Here is a 17593-nt window from a genome sequence, read left to right on the forward strand (position 1 = left end):
CCGCGCCCGGCCGCGCGTGCCCGCCGGCGGCAGCCGCCTCACACGTTGAGCAGCAGGTAGCGTCGCTCCCATGGGCTGATGACGTCGAAGTACTCGCGGTACTCGGCTTCCTTGATCGCCGCGTAGGTCTCGACGAAGTGCGCGCCGAACAGCTCGGCCAGCGGCTGGCAGCGCAGCAGCAGCTCGACGGCGTCGTCGAGGTGGCGCGGCAGCTGGCGCGGCTGCTCGTAGGCGCTGCCGGCCAGCGGCTCGCTGGGCTGGAGCTTTTGCTCGATGCCGAGCCAGCCGCAGGCCAGCGTCGCCGCGGTGACGAGGTACGGGTTGGTGTCGACGCCGGCCAGCCGGTTCTCGACGCGCCGCGCCTCGGGCCCCGAGCGCGGCACGCGCAGCCCGCAGGTGCGGTTGTCGTAGCCCCAGCCGAGGTTGATCGGCGCGGCGGTGTAGCGCGACAGCCGCCGGTACGAGTTGACGTACGGCGCGAAGAACGCGGTGGCCGCCGGCAGGTAGGTCTGCAGCCCGCCGATGAAGTGGAAGAACTCGGGCGACGGCTCGCCGTCGGGGCGGCTGAAAATGTTGGCGCCGGTGGCCGCGTCGACCACGCTCTGGTGAAGGTGCATCGCGCTGCCGGGCTGGCCCTGCATCGGCTTGGCCATGAAGGTGGCGTACATCTGGTGGCGGATCGCCACCTCGCGCACCGTGCGCTTGAACAGGAACACCTGGTCAGCCAGGGACAGCGGGTCGCCGTGGTCGAGGTTGATCTCCATCTGCGCCGTGCCCATCTCGTGGATCAGCGTGTCGAGCTGGATGCCCTCGGCCTCGCACCAGTCGTACAGCACGTCGAAGATCTCGCCGTACTCGCTGACCGAGTCGATCGAGAAGCTCTGCATGCCCGCCTCGGTGCGCTGCGTGCGCCCCATCGGGGGCTTCAGCGGGATGTCCTCGTCGGGCTCGATCTGCACGAGGTAGAACTCCATCTCGGGCGCGACGACGGCCCTCCAGCCGCGGTCGGCGTACAGCTGCAGCACCCGGCGCAGCACGTTGCGCGGCGACAGCTCGACGGGCGTGCCGTCGAAGTGCAGGCAGTCGTGGATGATCTGCGCGGTGGGCTCCTTGGCCCACGGCACCGGGCGCAGCGTGGCCGCGTCGGGCACCAGCCGCATGTCGGGGTCGGAAACGGCGGTGTAGTCCTTCTCCGGGTAGTCGCCGGTGACCGTCATCGTCAGCACGGCCTCGGGCAGGCGCAGGCCGGCGGCGGGGTCGTAGCGGTGACGCGGCACGATCTTGCCGCGCGCCTGCCCCGACATGTCGGGCGTCAGGCATTCGATCTCGGTGATGCGGTGCTCGTCGAGCCAGCGTTGGACGGCGTCGGGATCGGTCATGGAGCGGGGCCTGGCAGTGCCGATGGGGCGCGATTGTGCGCCGCAGCCCGCATGCATGGCGGGGCGTCGGCCCTGCATGGCATCCCGCCCCCACACGACACCTCGTCCGACGGTGCGCGTCGCACCTCGCCATATCGCACAGGTGGTATCGTTTTTGATACCATTTGATCGTGGTGATCGTCGTCGACACGAACGTGTTCGTCAGCGCCTGCCTGGGACGCGGCGCCTCGGCGGCGGTGATTGCCGGCTGCCTGCGCCAGCGCTTCGTGCCGTTGATGGGTGCCGCACTGCTGGCGGAATACGAGGACGTCCTGTCGCGCGGGCGGCTGTTCGCCACCAGTCGTCTTGACGCCACCGAGCGCGAGGAACTGCTGGACATCTTCCTCGCACATGGCCGTTGGACGCGGATCTACTTCGGCTGGCGCCCCAACCTGCGCGACGAGGGCGACAACCACCTGATCGAACTCGCGGTGGCCGGGGGAGCCGACTACGTCGTCAGTCAGAACCTGCGCGACCTCAAGCGGCACGAATTGAAGTTCCCCGGCTTGCACGCCGTCACGCCATCCGCCTTGCTGAAGATCGAGGAGCACGAATGAGCGCCCTGACCATCCGTCTGCCCGACGACAAGTACGAACGCCTGAAGGCACTGTCCAAGCGCCGAGGCACCAGTGTGAACCGGTTGATCGACGAAATGGCCACGTTGCTGCTGGCGGAGTTCGACGCCGAAGCCCGTTTCGCGCTGCGCGCCGATCGTGGGCAGGGCAAGAGCGCGCGCGGGCTCGAGTTGCTGGCCAAGGCGCAACGGCGCTGACGATCGCTGCGGGCCGGGCGAGCCGCTGAATGTTGCCCGGCTGGCCTCACCTCGCCGCCACCACCCGCTGCACCTTGCCGCTGCGCCCGTGCGCGAGCGGCGCTCCCGGCTCGTCGACGATGACGAGCCGCGACAGGCCCAGCGTCTTCGCGTAGGCGCGCAGCGCGCGGTGGCAGCGCTCGCGCGCGCCGGGCTCGCGCGCGGCCTCGGGGCCCAGGCGCAGGCACAGCGTGCGCGCGTCGCGCTGGCGCAGCTGGAAGTCGAACACGCCGGCGTCGTCCTCGAGCACCGTCGTCAGCGCCAGCGGCAGCAGCGTCAGGCGCCGGCCGTCGTCGGCGCGCAGCTGCAGCGGGTCGTCGCGGCGCCCGAGCACGCGCACCGTGGGCAGCGGCGAGCCGCAGGGGCAGTCGTCGGCCCCCCACGCGATCTGGTCGCCGAGGTCGTAGCGGATCAGCGGCTGCACGCGGTTGGCGAGATTCGTCAGCAGCGTCGTGTGCGACAGGTGCCCCGGCGGCACCGCGCGCCCGCGCGCGTCGACCGGCTCGAGGATCACCCAGTCGGCGTTGACGTGCATGCGGCCGTGCGCGCACTCCCAGCCGATCGCGAGGAACTCGCTGGCACCGTAGTGGTTGCGCACCGGGCAGCCGAACTGGCGCGCCAGCCGCGCGCGCGCCGCGTCGTCGAGCGTCTCGCCGCCGGTGTGGACCTCGTGCAGCGCGAGCCGCAGGTCGCCGCGCTCGGCCGCGTCGCCGAGCATCGCCGCCGCGGTCGGGTAGGTCGCGAGCACCGCCGGCTGCCACGCCTCGAGCTCGGCCGCGAGCGCCGGCAGCGGCTGCAGGATCGAGAAGCTGCGCAGCGTCTGCGCGAGCCACGGGTTCAGCCGCCGCAGCCGCTGCAGCGAGACCTGGCTCGCGAAGTGGCCGCCGGTGGCCACGACGAGCGCCTGGCGCTGCGCGAGGCGCCATGGGTCGAGCGCGCCGCCGGGCGCGCGCACCGCGCGGCGCAGCGCCTCGAGCGCGTCGTAGACGGCCATCGCGCCAGCGTCCTGCACGAACACGCCCGGCTCGCCGCTGCTGCCCGAGCTCTCCCACACCGTGTAGCGCCCCGCGAAGGCGTCGGCGATGCGCGCCGGGTCGGCGAGGAACGCGCGCAGCGCCGGCAGCGCGAGCGCGGCGTCGGTGACCCAGTCGTCGAAGTGCGCCATCAGCGCAGGCTTGGTGACCACCGGCAGGTCGGCCAGCGGCGTGTCGGGGCCGGCGCCGCGGTGCAGCTCGGCGTACAGCCGCGAGTCGCGCCGCGCCGCGGCCAGCAGCGCGCGCAGCCGCTCGTGCTGGCGCCGCGCCAGCGCCTCGCGCGAGCCGGCGCCGTCGGCCAGCACGTCGAAGGCGGCGCGCGACGTCGCCAGCGGGTCGAACACCGGCGCCGGGTGCCACGCCGCCGCCATCATCCCGTCACCGCGTCGGGCCTGCGCGCCGCACGTGGCGGTCAGTCGGCGCCTTGGTCGGGCTCGCCGCCCTCCTCGGCCTCGCCTTCCTCCCCTTCCTCGGCTTCTTCGCGCCGGTGCACGACGGTCACCGGCACCGGGCTGTCGTGGATCAGCGACTGCGACACCGAGCCGATCAGCACGCTGGCCAGTCCGCTGCGCCGCTCGGCGCCGATCACGATCGCGTCGCACGCCAGCCGCTCGGCGATCTCGATCAGCATCGGCGCGGGCTCGCCGGTGGCGACCTCGACCTCGTAGTCGACGCCGGCGCCTTCGAGCAGCGCGGCCGCCGGCGCGACGAGGTCGGCCGCGGCGCCGCGGCGCACCTCGTCGATCACGTCGGGGTCGTGCGCGGTGACGATCTCGTACAGCGTCGGCGTGTCCTGCACGTTGGCCAGCACGAAGCTCGCCTTCAGGCCGGCGCGCACCAGGCTCAGCGCGTGGTGCACCGCCTCGAGCGCGGTGGGGGTGCCGTCGACGGGCAGCAGGATCTTCATCGCAGCGGGTCTCCTCGGGAACGGGGGCGGCGCGGTCAGAACCGCGAGTGGGCGGTCTGGCCGAGCATCTCGGGGGTGATCAGTGTGACACCGCGCGGCGTGACGTGGAACCGCTCGCGGTCGGCGTCGGCGTCGAAGCCGGCCGCGAAGCCGTCGGGCAGGCGGCAGTGCTTGTCGACGATGCAGCGGGCGAGCCGCACGCCGCGGCCGACGACGGCGTTGGGCAGCAGCAGCGAGTCCTCGATCACGCTGTGCTCGCCGACGCGCACCTTCGAGAAGAGGATCGAGCGGCGCACCGTCGCGCCGCTGACGATGCAGCCGCTGTCGACGAGCGAGTCGATCGCCACGCCGCGGCGCCCGTCGTCGTCGAACACGAACTTGGCCGCCGGCAGCTGCGACTGGCGGCTGAGGATCGGCCACGCGTCGTCGTACAGGTTCAGCTCGGGCACGACGTGCGTGAGGTCCATGTTGGCCTCGTAGTACGCGTCGACGGTGCCGACGTCGCGCCAGTACGGCCGCTCGCCGACCATGTTGACGCAGCTGCGCTCGAAGCGGTGCGCGTGCACGAGGCCGCGCTCGACCAGGCGCGGGATCACGTCGTGGCCGAAGTCGTGGCTCGACGTCGCGTCGCGCGCATCGCGCACGAGCTCGCGCGCGAGCAGCTCGGCGTCGAACAGGTAGATGCCCATGCTCGCCAGCGCGTGCGTCGGCCGCTGCGGCAGCGGCTGCGGCTGCTTCGGCTTCTCGGCGAACGCGGTGACGCGCCCGTCGGCGTCGACGCTCATCACGCCGTAGCTGCCGGCCTCGGCGCACGGCACCTCGACGCAGGCCACGCTCACGGACGCGCCGCGCGCGACGTGCTCGGCGACCATCAGCGCGTAGTCCATCTTGTAGACGTGGTCACCGGCGAGGACGAGCACGTGGCGCGCACGCGACTCGGCGATCTGGTCGAGGTTCTGGAACACGGCGTCGGCGGTGCCGCGGTACCAGCCCTCGCCCGACTGCTGCTGCGCCGGCACGACGTCGACGAACTCGCCGAGGCTGATCTCGAGGAAGCCCCAGCCGCGCTGGATGTGGCGGATCAGGCTCTGCGCGCGGTACTGCGTCAGCACCGCGACGCGGCGGATGCCCGAGTTGACGCAGTTCGACAGCGCGAAGTCGATGATCTTGAGCTTGCCGCCGAAGGGCACCGCCGGCTTCGCGCGCCAGTCGGTCAGCTGCATCAGCCGGGAGCCGCGCCCGCCGGCGAGCACGACGGCGAAGGTCTGCTGCGCCAAGTGCGCGTGCACGTCGTCGCGCGGCGACGCCGCGCGCGTGCGGTAGTCCAGACGGCCCGGGTCGAGGCTCATGCGTGTCTCCTGTCGGCGTCGTGGTCGATGCCCGGCCCGTTCGCGGCGCGCGCCCCGCGCGCCGCCGGGTTCTTCGCTGGCTCCCGGTTCACGGCACGGTGCCGCGCGACGGCGCCGTACCGCCGCGAACCATACGTCGCGCACCGCGCGGCGGATTGCTCCACGTCAATCCGGGCGCCCACGTCGAGCGCCGCACGGGCCGAATGCCGCTCGACTTGACCGAGGTCAAGTCGAACGCGTCGATGCACTGCACCATGGCACGCTGGCGCGACACGGTGATGAAAGACGCACCGGCGACCATCGTCGCCCGGCCCTGGCTTCGCGACCCTTCCCGATGAGCATCCGCAACCTCGACTCGCTGTTCGACCCCGCCTCGGTGGCGGTGGTCGGCGCCTCCAGCCGCCCCGGCAGCGTCGGCGCGACCGTCTGGCGCAACCTGCACGGCCAGTTCCGCGGCGCGCTGTACCCGGTCAACCCGAAGCTCGCCGAGCTCGACGGCGTGCCGGTGGCCGCGCGCGTGGCCGACCTGCCGCACCGCCCCGAGCTGGCCGTGATCTGCACGCCGCCAGCCACCGTGCCGGGCCTGATCGCCGAGCTCGGCGCGCGCGGCACGCGTGCCGCCGTCGTCATCACCGCCGGGCTCGACGCCGCGCAGAAGCAGGCCATGCTCGACGCCGCGCGCCCGCACCTGCTGCGCATCCTCGGGCCCAACTGCATCGGCCTCGTGTCGCCGCACCTCGGGCTGAACGCGAGCTTCGCGCATCTGGGCGCGGCACCGGGCGAGATCGCGTTCGTCTCGCAGTCGGGCGCGCTGATGACCGCGCTGCTCGACTGGGCGCACGCGCGGCGCATCGGCTTCTCGCACTTCGCCTCGCTCGGCGAGAGCGCCGACGTCGACTTCGGCGACATGCTCGACTACCTGGCCACCGACGCGAAGACGCGCGCGATCCTGATGTACGTCGAGTCGGTGCAGGCGCCGCGCAAGTTCATGAGCGCCGCGCGCGCGGCGGCACGCAACAAGCCGGTGATCCTCGTCAAGGCCGGGCGCTCGAGCGCCGGGCAGGCCGCCGCGCGTTCGCACACCGGCGCGCTCGCCGGCTCGGACCTCGTGTTCGACGCCGCCGTCTCGCGCGCCGGCATGCTGCGCGTGGACACGCTGCTCGAGCTGTTCCTCGCTGCCGAGACGCTGGCGCGCTTTCGCGGGCGCGTGCTCGCTGCCGACCCCGACGAGCGCCTCGCGCGGCTGCACATCCTGACCAACGGCGGCGGCGCCGGCGTGATGGCCGCCGACGCGGCGGCGCAGCTCGGCCTCGGGCTCGCGCCGCTGGCACCGACCACGCTCGAGCGGCTGAACGCCGCGCTGCCGGCCAACTGGTCGCACGGCAACCCGGTGGACATCATCGGCGACGCGCCGGTGCAGCGCTACGTCGACGCGCTGCAGGCGCTGCTCGACGACCCGGGGGGTGCCCCGGTGCTGTTCCTGCACGCGCCCACCGCGATCGTGCCGGCCGCCGACATCGCCGCGGCGCTGCTGCCGCTCGCGCAGCGGCAGCCGGCGCGGCTGCTGAGCTGCTGGCTCGGCGACACCGCGGTGGCGCAGGCGCGGCAGTGCTTCCGCGACGCGCAGATCCCGAGCTACGACACGCCCGAGGAGGCCGTGCGCGCGTGGCAGATGCTGGTGCAGTACCGCCGCCACCAGGCGCAGCTGATCGAGGCGCCGCCGATCGCCGCCGCCGACGAGCCCCCGCCCGACACCGCCGCCGCGCGCGCCGTGATCGCGCAGGCGCTGGCCGCCGGGCGCGAGATGCTGAGCGAACCCGAGGCCAAGGCCGTGCTCGCGGCGTACCGCATCCCCGTCGTCGAGACGCGCGCGGTGGCCGCCGACCCCGACGCGGTGGTCGCAGCGGCCGACGCGATCGGCTGGCCGGTCGCGCTGAAGATCGTCTCGGCGCAGATCTCGCACAAGAGCGACGTCGGCGGCGTCGCGCTGAACCTCGCCAACGCCGACGAGCTGCGCGCCGCGCTCGCGTCGATGCTCGAGCGCGTGCGCCGCCTGCGCCCCGACGCGGCGATCGACGGCGTCACGGTGCAGGCAATGGTGCGCCGCGGCCACGCGCGCGAGCTGATCGTGGGCGCCAGCATCGACGACGTGTTCGGCCCGACGATCCTGTTCGGCGCCGGCGGCACCGCCGTCGAGGTGCTCGCCGACCGCGCGATCGCGCTGCCGCCGCTGAACGTGCCGCTCGCGCGCGCCCTCGTCGAGCGCACGCGCGTGGCCAGGCTGCTGCAGGGCTTTCGCGACACGCCGGCGGTCGACCGCGACGCGCTGCACCGCGCGCTGGTCGGCGTCTCGCAGCTGGTGGCCGACCTCGCCGAAGTCGTCGAGCTCGACGTCAACCCGCTGCTGGCCGACGAGCGTGGCGTCATCGCGCTCGACGCGCGCATCCGCGTCAGCGCCGCGGCGCCCAGCGGCGCGGCGCGCTTCGCGGTGCGCCCCTACCCGGCCGAACTCGTCGAGACGATGCCGTGGAACGGCGGCACGCTGACGCTGCGCCCGATCCGCCCCGAGGACGAGGAGCAGCACCGCGCCTTCCTCGAGCAGCTGTCGCCCGAAGACATCCGCATGCGCGTGTTCTACACGCGTCGCCACATGGAGCGCAGCGAGCTCGCCCGGCTGACGCAGATCGACTACGCGCGCGAGATGGCCTTCGTCGCGACCGCGCCCGGCCCCGACGGGCGCGAGCAGACGCTGGGCGTCGTGCGCGCGATCGCCGACCCCGACAACATCGACGCCGAGTTCGGCATCGTCGTGCGCTCCGACCTCAAGGGCGCCGGGCTCGGCGAGCGGCTGATGCACAAGATGATCGCCTACCTGCGCAGCCAGGGCACGCGCCGCCTCGTGGCCACCGTGCTCGCCGAGAACACGCGCATGCTCGATCTGGCGCGCTCGCTGGGCTTCACCGTCGGCCCCGTCGCACCCGGCGAGGGCACGCGCGAGATCCACCTGATGCTGTGATGACCGCGGCCGACGCCCCGACGCGCGAACCGGTCTTCGTCGCCCGCGGCCTGACCAAGGTCTACGGCGAGGGCGAGACCGCGGTGCACGCGCTGCGCGGCGTCGACCTCGACGTCTACCGCGGCGAGTTCGTCGTGCTGCTCGGCGCCTCGGGCAGCGGCAAGTCGACGCTGCTGAACATCCTCGGCGGCCTGGACAACGCGACCAGCGGCGTCGCGCGCTGGCGCGACCACGACCTCACGCACGCCGACGACGCGGAACTGACGCGCTACCGCCGCGAGCACGTGGGCTTCGTGTTCCAGTTCTACAACCTGATCCCGAGCCTGACGGCGCGCGAGAACGTCGCGCTCGTCACCGACCTCGCCGAGCACCCGATGGACCCGGCCGAGGCGCTGCGCTTGGTCGGCCTCGGCGAGCGGCTCGACCACTTCGTCTCGCAGCTGTCGGGCGGCGAGCAGCAGCGCGTGGCGATCGCGCGCGCGATCGCCAAGCGCCCCGACGTGCTGCTGTGCGACGAGCCCACCGGCGCGCTCGACTGCGCCACCGGCATCGTCGTGCTGCAGGCCATCGAGCGCGTCAACCGCGAGCTCGGCACGACGACGATCGTGATCACGCACAACGCGCCGATCGCCGGCATCGCCGACCGCGTGCTGCGGCTGGCCGACGGACGCATCGTCGACGTGCACGTCAACACGGCCAAGGTGGCGGCCGAGACGCTGTCGTGGTGAGGGTGCGTTGAAGGCGCTCGACATCAAGCTGTGGCGCGACCTGAAGCGGCTGCGCGCGCAGGTGGCCACGATCGCGCTCGTCGTCGCGATCGGCGTGGCCGGCTTCGTCGGTCTGTTCTCGGTGCACGCGTCGCTGCTCGAGGCGCGCGACGCGTTCTACCGCGACAACCGCCTCGCCGACGTGTTCGCCAGCGTGCGGCGCGCGCCGCTCGCACTCGCCGCGCGCATCGCGGCGATCGACGGCGTCGCCGAGGTCAAGACGGAGGTCGTCTACGACGCGCAGGTCGACGTCGAAGGCGTCGACGCGCCAGTGACCGGCCGCTTCATCGGGCTGGACCTCGCGCGCGTGCGCGCCGGAAGCCAGGGCCTGAACGCGCTGACGCTCAAGAGCGGGCGCTGGCCCGAGGCCGACGGCGCGCTCGAGGCGGTGGTCAGCGACCGCTTCGCCGTCGCGCGCGGCCTCAAGCCCGGCGACACGGTGCACGCGATCCTCAACGGACGGCGCGAGCGCGTGCGCGTGGTCGGCACCGCGGCCACGCCCGAGTACGTGTTCGCCACGCGCGGCGGCGCCCCCGACGACGAGACCTTCGGCATCTGGTGGATCGACGACCAGCGCATGGCGCACGCGTTCGACATGCAAGGCGCGTTCAACCAGCTCGCGCTGCGGCTGCACGCGGGGGTGCCTTTGCCGCCGGTGCTCGACGCGCTCGACCGGCTGCTCGAGCCGTACGGCGCGATCGGTGCCGTCGGGCGCGACAAGCAGATGTCGGCCACCATCGTGCGCGACGAGCTGTCGCAGCTGAAGGTGCTGGGCACCGTGCTGCCGTCGATCTTCCTCGCGGTGGCGATGTTCATCCTCAACGTCGTGCTCGGCCGCCAGGTCGCGACGCAGCGCAGCCAGATCGCGTCGCTGAAGGCGCTGGGCTACCGCAACGGCGAGATCGCGTGGCACTACATCAAGCTCGCGATCGTGATCGCCGGGCTCGGCGTGGGCGCCGGACTCGCGCTGTCGGTGTGGATCGGCCAGCTGATGCTCGGCCTGTACGACGAGGTGTTCCGCTTCAACCGGCTCGCGTACCACACTGCGCCGTGGCTGATCGGCGCCGCGGCGCTGATCGCCTCGTCGACGGCGGCGCTCGGCGCGTGGGCCGCGATACGCGCCGTCGTGCGCCTGAAGCCCGCGCAGGCGATGCTGCCGCCGGCACCGCCGGCGTACAAGCCGACGCTGATCGAGCGCCTGGGCTTCGGGCGCCACGTCGGCGCCGGCGCGCTGATGGTGATCCGCAACTTCGAGCGCCGGCCGCTGCGCGCGGCGTTCACCGTCACCGGCATCGCGCTGGCGGTGGCGCTGCAGATCGCCGGCGCGTTCTGGCTCGATGCGATCGCGCACATCGTCGACGTGCAGTACCGTCAGGTGCAGCAGGCCGACGTGCTCGTGGACTTCCACAACCCGGTGCCGGTGACCGTCACGCGCGAGTTGCAGCGCCTGCCGGGCGTGATCGACGCCGAGGTCTACCGCAGCGAGCCGGTGCGCGTGCACCGGCGCGGGCGCAGCGAGGACACGGTGATGACCGGCTTCACGCCCGGCGCGCAGCTGCTGCGGCTCGTCGACGAGCAGCGCGGCCCGGTCGCGCTGCCGCCCGACGGCGTCGTGATGTCGGCACTGCTGGCCGAGGCGATCGGCGCGCGCGTGGGCGACCGCATCACCGTCGAGTTCCGGCTGTGGCACCGCACGCGCGCCGAGGCCGAGGTCGTCGACGTCGTGCACATGATGTTCGGCAAGCAGCTGTACATGAACCTCGACGCGATGAACCGCCTCGCGCGCGACGGCGACGGCGCCGGCGACGCCGCGCTGCAGGTCGACCCCCACGCGCTGCCCGCCTTCTGGGCCGCGGTGAAGGCCGCGCCCGGCATCAGCGCCGTGTTCGACAAGCAGGCGTCGATGACGACGTTCGACGAGCGCACGTCGCGCAACATCGGCGTGTTCAGCGGGATCCAGACGCTGTTCGCCGTCGCGATGGCGGTGGGCATCATCTACAACGCCGCGCGCATCGCGCTGTCGGAGCGCGCGTGGGAGCTGGCCAGCCTGCGCGTGCTGGGCATGACGCGCGGCGAGGTCTCGGTGCTGCTGCTGGCCGAGCTCGGCGCCGAGCTGCTGCTGGCGCTGCCGGTGGGCGCGCTGCTCGGCTGGGCGCTGGCGCACCTGCTGATGCAGCTGATGTCGCACGAGAACATCGACTTCCCGGTCGTGATCGAGCCGTCGACCTACGCGCTGGCGGCGCTCATCGTGCTGGCCGCCGGTGTGGCCAGCGCGCTCATCGTGCGCCGGCAGGTCGACCGGCTCGACCTCGTGGCCGTCCTCAAGGTGCGTGAATGAACGACCGCCGTCCGAACCGCAAGTGGCGCCGCTGGGTCGGCGCAGCCGCCGCCGTCGCTGCCGTCGTCGCGCTCGCCGCGTGGGCCTTCCAGCCCCGTGCGATCGTCGTCGACGTGGCCACCGTCACGACCGGCCGCTTCGAGCAGGCCATCGAGGAAGACGGCCGGCTGCGGCTGAAGAACCGCTACGTGATCGCCGCCCCGACCTCGGGCCAGCTCGCGCGCCCGGTGCTCAGGGTCGGCGATGCCGTCGCCGCCGGCGACGTCGTCGCGGTGCTGACGCCGTCGGCGCCGTCGATGATCGACGCGCGCACGCGCGCCGTGCTGCAGCAGCGCGTGGGCAGCGCCGAGGCCGCGCGCGCGGCCGCCGCGGCGCAGGTCGCGCGGCTCGAGACGGCGCTGGCGCAGGCGCGCATCGACGCCGAGCGCGCGCAGCAGCTCGCGCGCGACCACTTCATCGCGCCGTCGGCGCGCGACCAGGCCGTGCTCGCACAGCAGGCCGCGCAGCGCGCGCTCGACGCCGGGCGTGCCGAGCAGCGGGCGGCCGACTACGCGCTGGCCGAGGCGCGCGCCGCGCTCGCGCGCGCCGAGCCGGCGCCCGGCGCTCGCGTCGAGGGCCGGTGGGAGCTGAAGAGCCCCGTCGACGGCCGCGTCGTCAAGCTGCACCTGGACAGCGCCGCGCCGGTCGCGGTCGGCCAGCCGCTGCTCGAGATCGGCGACACCGGCGCGCTCGAGGCGGTGGTCGACGTGCTGTCGAGCGACGCACTGCGCATCGCGCCCGGCGCGGCGGTGATGCTGTCGCTGGGCCCCGGCGCGCCGACGCTGCCCGGCACCGTCGCGCGCATCGAGCCGGTGGCGTTCACGAAGGTCTCGGCGCTGGGCATCGAGGAGCAGCGCGTCAACGTCATCGTCGACTTCGACGCCGCCGCGGCGCAGGGGCGCGCGCTCGGCGACGGTTTCCGCATCGACGCGCGCATCGTCACTGCGGCGCACGACGGCGCGCTGCTCGCGCCGAGTGCGGCGCTGGTGCGCGACGGCGCGCGCTGGCGCGTGTTCGTCGTCGACGGCGGCCGTGCGCGCGCACGCCTCGTCGAGGTGCGCGACCGCCACGCCGATGCCGCGTGGATCGAGAGCGGCCTGCGCGACGGCGAGCAGGTCGTGCTCTACCCCGGCAGCACGATGCGCGACGGCCAGCGCGTGCGGGTGCGCCGCTGAGCCGACCGCACGCCGCGGCGACCATTTGACGGCCGTCAAGTCCGTCGCCGGCCCGGCTGGCACAGTCGCCACTCGATGCGCGACCACCACGACGTCCACCGCGTCATCACGCCGACACGGCGACGACGACGCATCCTGCGGGGGCTGCGATGCTGCCGCGCGTCGTGACCGGCCTATACCTGGCGTACCTCGTGACGCCGATCGCACTGCTGTTCGTCGGCTCGTTCGGCGACCTGTGGCTCAACACACTGTTTCCGACCGGCTTCACGCTGCGCTGGTACCTCGAGGTCGCCCACGACCCGAGCTTTCGCCGCGCCTTCACCGCCAGCCTGCTCGTCGGCGCGCTGACCTGCGCGGCGTGTCTGGCGATCGGCCTGCCGTTGGCCTACGCGGTGTTCCGCGCGCGCAGCCCGCGCATCCGCGCGCTGGCCAGCGCGCTGTACCAGCTGCCGGTGGCACTGCCGCCGCTGGTGCTCGCGTTCGGCTTCATCCTCGTTTTCTCGTCAGACCAGCTGCCGTGGCTGGGCAGCGTGTGGCTGCTGACGGCGGGGCACATCGTGCTCGCGCTGCCGTACTTCCTGCAGGCGGTGGTGGCCGACATGCAGCGCCTTGGGTTGCACGTGCTCGAGGAAGCGGCCGAGTCGCTCGGCAGCTCGGGGCTGCAGCGCTTCTTCCACATCGTGCTGCCGTCGCTGCGGCATTCGATCCTGTCGGGGCTGATCGTCGTCGCGGCGCTGTCGGTCGGCGAGTTCCAGTTCTCGAACCTGGTGGCGGGTTTCCTCAACCGCACCTACCCCGTCGTGCTGCTGCAGGCGTTCTACGGCGCCACCGGCTTTGCGTGCGCGGCCACCGTGATCCTGCTCGTGCTCGCGCTCGCGGCGTCGGTGGGCGGGGCGCTGTCGACGCAGCGCGCGACGCGCCTCGGCCTGCGCACGCACTGAGGACCACGAGGGACGCGACGATGGGCGCCGCCGTCGAACTCGACCGGGTCACGTTCCGCTACGCCGGCGGCAAGGCCGGCATCTTCGACCTGTCGCTGCAGCTGCAGCAGGGCGAACTGCTCGTGTGCATCGGGCCGTCGGGCTGCGGCAAGACGACGCTGCTCAAGCTCATCGCGGGCTTCCTGCGCCCGGAATCGGGCCGCGTGCGGCTCGGGGGGCGCGACGTCACCGACGCCAGCGTCGCCTCGCGCGGCTGCGGCATCGTCTTCCAGTCGTACGCGCTGTTCCCGCACATGCGCGTGTGGGAGAACGTGGCCTACCCGCTGCGCGTGCGCGGCGTCGCGGCGCCCGAGCGCCGGCGCAGGGCCGACGCGATGCTCGAGATGGTCGGCCTGACCGGCCTCGCCGAACGGCTGCCGGCACAGCTGTCGGGCGGGCAGCAGCAGCGCGTCGCGCTCGCACGCGCGCTGGCCTTCGAGCCCCAGGCGCTGCTGCTCGACGAGCCGCTGTCGGCGCTCGACGCGGCCACCCGCGTGGCGATGCGCGACGAGGTGCGCCGCATCCAGAAAATGCACAACATCGCCGCGCTGCTGATCACGCACGACCAGGACGAGGCGCTGTCACTGGCCGACCGCATCGCGGTGCTCAAGGACGGGCGACTGGTGCAGTGCGACACGCCGCAGGCGATCTACGACCGCCCCGTCGACGGCTTCGTCGCCGGCTTCGTCGGCCGCGCCAACGTGCTCGACGCGCGCGCCGCCGATGCCGAGCACGTCGACTGCGCGCTCGGACGCCTGCGCACGATGCCGCACGAGCGCGCCGCCGGTACGGCGCTCAGGCTGCTGATTCGCCCCGAGCGGCTGGAGCCGGCAGCCGCCGGCGCCGGCGGCGACAACGTATTCGATGCGCGCGTGCTGAAGGACCGCTTCTTCGGCGCGACGCGGCAGCTCGACCTCGGGGTCGGCGGCGCGGTGCTCAAGCTCGAGACCACGTCGCGCGAGACGTTCGCCCGGGTGCACGTACCCGCCGCGGCGATCCAGTTCCTGGCCCCCCCTCAGTCCCTTCCCGTTGACGAAAGGAGTCCACGATGAGCACACGCCGAACCGTCCTGCTGGCTGGCACGGCAGCCCTGATCCCGCCCGTGCTGTGGGCGCAGGCGCCCAACGTCACCAACACGCCCGAGCTGTACCCCGGCGAGCGCGCGCTGTACGAAGCGGCGCGTAAGGAAGGCATGGTGGTCAGCTTCGACACCGGCCCGACCTGGGCCAACTGGGCCGCGCAGTTCCGCGCATTCAAGGCCCGCTACCCCGACGTCGAGATCGTCTACAACGACCTCGGCTCGGCGGCCACCGTCGTCGCGCTCGACAAGGCGCGCAACCGTCCGCAGGCCGACACGGCGTACTACTTCGCCGCGTCGGCGGTCGACGCCGCCGACAAGGGGCTGGTCGCGCCGTTCAAGCCGGTCAACTTCGACAAGCTGCCCGACGTGTTCCGCCACCCCGAGGGGCGCTGGTTCACGATCCATTCGCTGACGATCGCCTTCGTCGTCAACACCAAGCTGGTCAAGAACGTGCCGCAGTCATGGGCCGACCTGCTCAAGCCCGAGTACCGCAACACCATCGTCTACCTCGATCCGCGCTCGACCGGTGTCGGCCAGGTGATGACGTTCGCGGCCAACTTCGGCAACGGCGGCGACATGAACAACGTCAAGCCCGGACTGGACTACCTCGGGCGGCTGCACAAGGCGGGCAACGTGCTGCGCGTGCTCGGCACGACGCCGTACGCGCAGTTCGTCAAGGGCGAGATCCCGATCTGGATCTCGTACGAGAACGACGGCCTGAAGGCCAAGTACACCGACGGCCTCGGCGATGCGGTGGCCGTCGTGATTCCGAAAGAAGCGTCGGCCGCGGCGCCGTACGCGATCAGCCTCGTCGAGCGAGGGCCGAACCCGAACGCCGGCAAGCTGTGGCTGAATTTCGTCATGAGCGACTTCGGCCAGGGCATCTTCGCCGAGGGCTTCGTGCGCCCGAGCGTGCCCGGCATCGCGCTGCCGGCCAGCGTGGCCGACAAGATGCCGGCCGCACCGCAGGTGCGCCCGCTCGACGTGCGGGCCGCGGCGGCGAAGAAGGCCGAGATCGACCAGGGCTACGTCGCGGCCACCGGCGTGCGCTGAGCCGGAGATGACGCGCGCCACCTTCGCGCTGCTCGCGGCGCCGGCGGTGCTGCTGCTGGCGCTGTTCTTCGCGCTGCCGGTGGCCGCCGTCGTCGTCGATGCGCTGCGCGAGGGGCTCGCGGCGTTCGTGCGCGTCGTCGCGATGCCCACGTTCTGGCCGTCGCTGGTGGGCAGCACGGTGCTGACGCTCGTCGCGTCGACGCTGTCGCTCCTCGTGGGCGTTGCGGTGGCGCTGCACCTGTCGCGCATGGACGAGCGCCGGCGCACGCTGCTGGCGTTCGTCATCGCGCTGCCGCTGACGTTCTCGGGGCTGATCGTCGCCTACGGCTTCATCCTGACCTACGGCCGCGCCGGGCTCGTCACGCAGCTGCTCGCGCTGGCCGGCGCCGACGCGGCGGTCGTCGGCAAGGCGCTGTTCACACCGACGGGGCTCGCCTTCGCGTCGTCGTACTACCTGATCCCGCGCGTCGTGATGGGCGTGCTGCCGGTGTTCGTCAACTTCGACCGCGCGCAGCTCGATGTAGCGCAGTCGCTCGGCGCCACGCCGGCGCAGGCGTTTCGCCAGGTGATGCTGCCGCAGCTGGCCGCACCGATCGTCGCCAGCGGCTGCCTGATCGCCGCCGTCGTCTTCGGCGCCTACGGCACCGCGCTCGCGCTCGTGGGCACGCGGCTCGAGATCCTGCCGCTGCAGCTGTACAGCCTGATCTCGGAAACCGGCTCCGACTTCCCGGCCGCCGCGGCGCTGGCGCTGTTGATCACCGCCGCGTGCTCGACGATCATGACGGTGGGCGCCTGGATCGGCAGCCGCCACGAGAAGCACCTGTGACCGCATCCGCCCCCGCTCACCTGCAGGCGCTGATCGCCGAAGTCGCCGCGCGCCAGCGCACGCGGCCGCTGCGCGTGCCGGTGGGCGTCATCGGTCCGCGGCAGGCCACGCCGGCGCAGGTCGCCGCCGCCGAGGCGGTCGGCCGCGGCATCGCGCGCATGGGGCTGGCGCTGATCTGCGGCGGGCGCGCCGGCGTGATGGAAGGTGCGTGCCGCGGCGCGCACGACGCCGGCGGCATCGCGATCGGCATCCTGCCCGGCGACGACCCCGCCGAGGCCAACCCGTACGCCAGCGTCGTGCTCGCCACCGGCATCGGCGAGGCGCGCAACGCCGTCATCGCCCGCGCGGCGCTGTGCCTGGTGGCGATCGGCGACAACTTCGGCACGCTGAGCGAAGTCGCCTTCGGTCGACAGTTCGGCAAGCTCGTCGTCGGGCTCGAGGGCGCGCCACGCGTCGACGGCGTCGTGCACGCGGCCAAGGCCGACGACGCGCTGATCGAGGTGGCGCGCTGCGCGCTGGCGGCACGCTGAGATCGCGGGGCAACGTCGGCTGCGATCACGCCTGCGCCGCACCGATGCTCATGTCCCCACAGCCGGCTCGGCGCGATTCACCCTAAATCCGGCAGTTACCCCGTCGCTGGCAGGCCAGCCGCGGGTCGTGGTGGGCCGACGATCGGGGCTATGCGGTCGCTGACGTAGCGCAGCAGGCAGCCCCAGCGGTCGAGGTCCTTGAACTGCTCCGCAGCTGACCGAACGTGCTGCAAGGCCGCGCCGATGTTGGCGATCAGCCGCTTGAGCAT

The 17593-nt window shown here is 72.9% G+C and carries 16 protein-coding genes; 11 read left to right on the forward strand and 5 right to left on the reverse strand.

The features are described from left to right. Positions 1-38 precede the first annotated feature (38 nt). Positions 39-1379 (reverse strand): glutamine synthetase family protein, encoded by a 1341-nt coding sequence (locus tag DRV96_RS14970; protein ID WP_119292571.1) that lies wholly within the window; start codon positions 1377-1379, stop codon positions 39-41. A gap of 170 nt (positions 1380-1549) precedes the next feature. Between DRV96_RS14970 and DRV96_RS14975 the strand changes: the two genes are divergently transcribed. Both DRV96_RS14975 and DRV96_RS14980 read left to right on the forward strand, forming a co-directional pair. After that, positions 1550-1975 (forward strand): putative toxin-antitoxin system toxin component, PIN family, encoded by a 426-nt coding sequence (locus DRV96_RS14975; protein ID WP_119292601.1) that lies wholly within the window; start codon positions 1550-1552, stop codon positions 1973-1975. Next, positions 1972-2190 carry a ribbon-helix-helix domain-containing protein gene (locus DRV96_RS14980; RefSeq protein WP_119292573.1) on the forward strand — a complete coding sequence of 73 codons (219 nt, stop codon included), beginning with the start codon at positions 1972-1974 and terminating at the stop codon, positions 2188-2190. The genes DRV96_RS14975 and DRV96_RS14980 overlap by 4 nt, the downstream gene beginning before the upstream one ends. A gap of 46 nt (positions 2191-2236) precedes the next feature. Here DRV96_RS14980 and DRV96_RS14985 read toward each other — a convergent pair whose 3' ends face one another. The 4 genes from DRV96_RS14985 to DRV96_RS18425 all read right to left on the reverse strand — a co-directional run bounded on the left by DRV96_RS14985 (position 2237) and on the right by DRV96_RS18425 (position 5820). Beyond that, on the reverse strand, positions 2237-3637 hold the full coding sequence (locus DRV96_RS14985; protein ID WP_235823428.1) for a phenylacetate--CoA ligase family protein: 1401 nt from the start codon (positions 3635-3637) through the stop codon (positions 2237-2239). Between the two features lie 38 nt (positions 3638-3675). Next, on the reverse strand, positions 3676-4170 hold the full coding sequence (locus DRV96_RS14990; RefSeq protein ID WP_119292575.1) for a universal stress protein: 495 nt from the start codon (positions 4168-4170) through the stop codon (positions 3676-3678). A 35-nt stretch (positions 4171-4205) separates the two neighbouring features. After that, positions 4206-5519, reverse strand: a complete 1314-nt coding sequence (glgC, locus tag DRV96_RS14995; RefSeq protein ID WP_119292577.1) for a glucose-1-phosphate adenylyltransferase — start codon at positions 5517-5519, stop codon at positions 4206-4208. An 88-nt stretch (positions 5520-5607) separates the two neighbouring features. Then, positions 5608-5820: a hypothetical protein gene (locus DRV96_RS18425; RefSeq protein ID WP_210757062.1), complete on the reverse strand. Its 213-nt coding sequence runs from the start codon at positions 5818-5820 to the stop codon at positions 5608-5610. Between the two features lie 33 nt (positions 5821-5853). Here DRV96_RS18425 and DRV96_RS15000 point away from each other — a divergent pair, with 33 nt between their 5' ends. From DRV96_RS15000 to DRV96_RS15040, 9 genes are all read left to right on the forward strand, one after another. Continuing rightward, positions 5854-8535: a bifunctional acetate--CoA ligase family protein/GNAT family N-acetyltransferase gene (locus DRV96_RS15000; RefSeq protein WP_119292579.1), complete on the forward strand. Its 2682-nt coding sequence runs from the start codon at positions 5854-5856 to the stop codon at positions 8533-8535. Continuing rightward, positions 8535-9263, forward strand: coding sequence for an ABC transporter ATP-binding protein (locus tag DRV96_RS15005; protein WP_119292581.1), 729 nt, complete (start codon positions 8535-8537; stop codon positions 9261-9263). The genes DRV96_RS15000 and DRV96_RS15005 overlap by 1 nt, the downstream gene beginning before the upstream one ends. A 7-nt stretch (positions 9264-9270) precedes the next feature. Then, positions 9271-11640, forward strand: a complete 2370-nt coding sequence (locus DRV96_RS15010; protein ID WP_119292583.1) for an ABC transporter permease — start codon at positions 9271-9273, stop codon at positions 11638-11640. Beyond that, on the forward strand, positions 11637-12854 hold the full coding sequence (locus DRV96_RS15015; RefSeq protein ID WP_119292586.1) for an efflux RND transporter periplasmic adaptor subunit: 1218 nt from the start codon (positions 11637-11639) through the stop codon (positions 12852-12854). Before DRV96_RS15010 ends, DRV96_RS15015 begins: the two co-directional genes overlap by 4 nt. Before the next feature lie 149 nt (positions 12855-13003). Then, on the forward strand, positions 13004-13795 hold the full coding sequence (locus DRV96_RS15020) for an ABC transporter permease (RefSeq protein WP_119292588.1): 792 nt from the start codon (positions 13004-13006) through the stop codon (positions 13793-13795). 20 nt (positions 13796-13815) lie between these two features. Next, positions 13816-14886 (forward strand): ABC transporter ATP-binding protein, encoded by a 1071-nt coding sequence (locus DRV96_RS15025; protein WP_119292590.1) that lies wholly within the window; start codon positions 13816-13818, stop codon positions 14884-14886. Then, a complete protein-coding gene (locus DRV96_RS15030; RefSeq protein WP_119292593.1) occupies positions 14883-15968 on the forward strand; it encodes an extracellular solute-binding protein in 1086 nt (361 codons plus the stop codon). The genes DRV96_RS15025 and DRV96_RS15030 overlap by 4 nt, the downstream gene beginning before the upstream one ends. A gap of 7 nt (positions 15969-15975) precedes the next feature. After that, positions 15976-16794 (forward strand): ABC transporter permease, encoded by an 819-nt coding sequence (locus DRV96_RS15035; RefSeq protein ID WP_119292595.1) that lies wholly within the window; start codon positions 15976-15978, stop codon positions 16792-16794. Beyond that, positions 16791-17324 (forward strand): SLOG cluster 4 domain-containing protein, encoded by a 534-nt coding sequence (locus tag DRV96_RS15040; RefSeq protein ID WP_119292597.1) that lies wholly within the window; start codon positions 16791-16793, stop codon positions 17322-17324. Before DRV96_RS15035 ends, DRV96_RS15040 begins: the two co-directional genes overlap by 4 nt. Positions 17325-17593: the final 269 nt, after the last annotated feature.

It is taken from the genome of Azohydromonas sediminis (assembly GCF_003574675.1).
In the GTDB taxonomy this organism is placed as follows: domain Bacteria; phylum Pseudomonadota; class Gammaproteobacteria; order Burkholderiales; family Burkholderiaceae_C; genus Calidifontimicrobium; species Calidifontimicrobium sediminis.

Bases quoted from the DNA above. Each gene is read 5' to 3' on its own strand.
- DRV96_RS14970 (WP_119292571.1), bottom strand. From the start codon at position 1,379: ATGACCGATCCCGACGCCGTCCAACGCTGGCTCGACGAGCACCGCATC.
- DRV96_RS14980 (WP_119292573.1), top strand. From the start codon at position 1,972: ATGAGCGCCCTGACCATCCGTCTGCCCGACGACAAGTACGAACGCCTG.
- DRV96_RS14985 (WP_235823428.1), bottom strand. From the start codon at position 3,637: ATGATGGCGGCGGCGTGGCACCCGGCGCCGGTGTTCGACCCGCTGGCG.
- DRV96_RS14990 (WP_119292575.1), bottom strand. From the start codon at position 4,170: ATGAAGATCCTGCTGCCCGTCGACGGCACCCCCACCGCGCTCGAGGCG.
- glgC (WP_119292577.1), bottom strand. From the start codon at position 5,519: ATGAGCCTCGACCCGGGCCGTCTGGACTACCGCACGCGCGCGGCGTCG.
- DRV96_RS18425 (WP_210757062.1), bottom strand. From the start codon at position 5,820: ATGGTCGCCGGTGCGTCTTTCATCACCGTGTCGCGCCAGCGTGCCATG.
- DRV96_RS15000 (WP_119292579.1), top strand. From the start codon at position 5,854: ATGAGCATCCGCAACCTCGACTCGCTGTTCGACCCCGCCTCGGTGGCG.
- DRV96_RS15005 (WP_119292581.1), top strand. From the start codon at position 8,535: ATGACCGCGGCCGACGCCCCGACGCGCGAACCGGTCTTCGTCGCCCGC.
- DRV96_RS15015 (WP_119292586.1), top strand. From the start codon at position 11,637: ATGAACGACCGCCGTCCGAACCGCAAGTGGCGCCGCTGGGTCGGCGCA.
- DRV96_RS15020 (WP_119292588.1), top strand. From the start codon at position 13,004: ATGCTGCCGCGCGTCGTGACCGGCCTATACCTGGCGTACCTCGTGACG.
- DRV96_RS15025 (WP_119292590.1), top strand. From the start codon at position 13,816: ATGGGCGCCGCCGTCGAACTCGACCGGGTCACGTTCCGCTACGCCGGC.
- DRV96_RS15030 (WP_119292593.1), top strand. From the start codon at position 14,883: ATGAGCACACGCCGAACCGTCCTGCTGGCTGGCACGGCAGCCCTGATC.
- DRV96_RS15035 (WP_119292595.1), top strand. From the start codon at position 15,976: ATGACGCGCGCCACCTTCGCGCTGCTCGCGGCGCCGGCGGTGCTGCTG.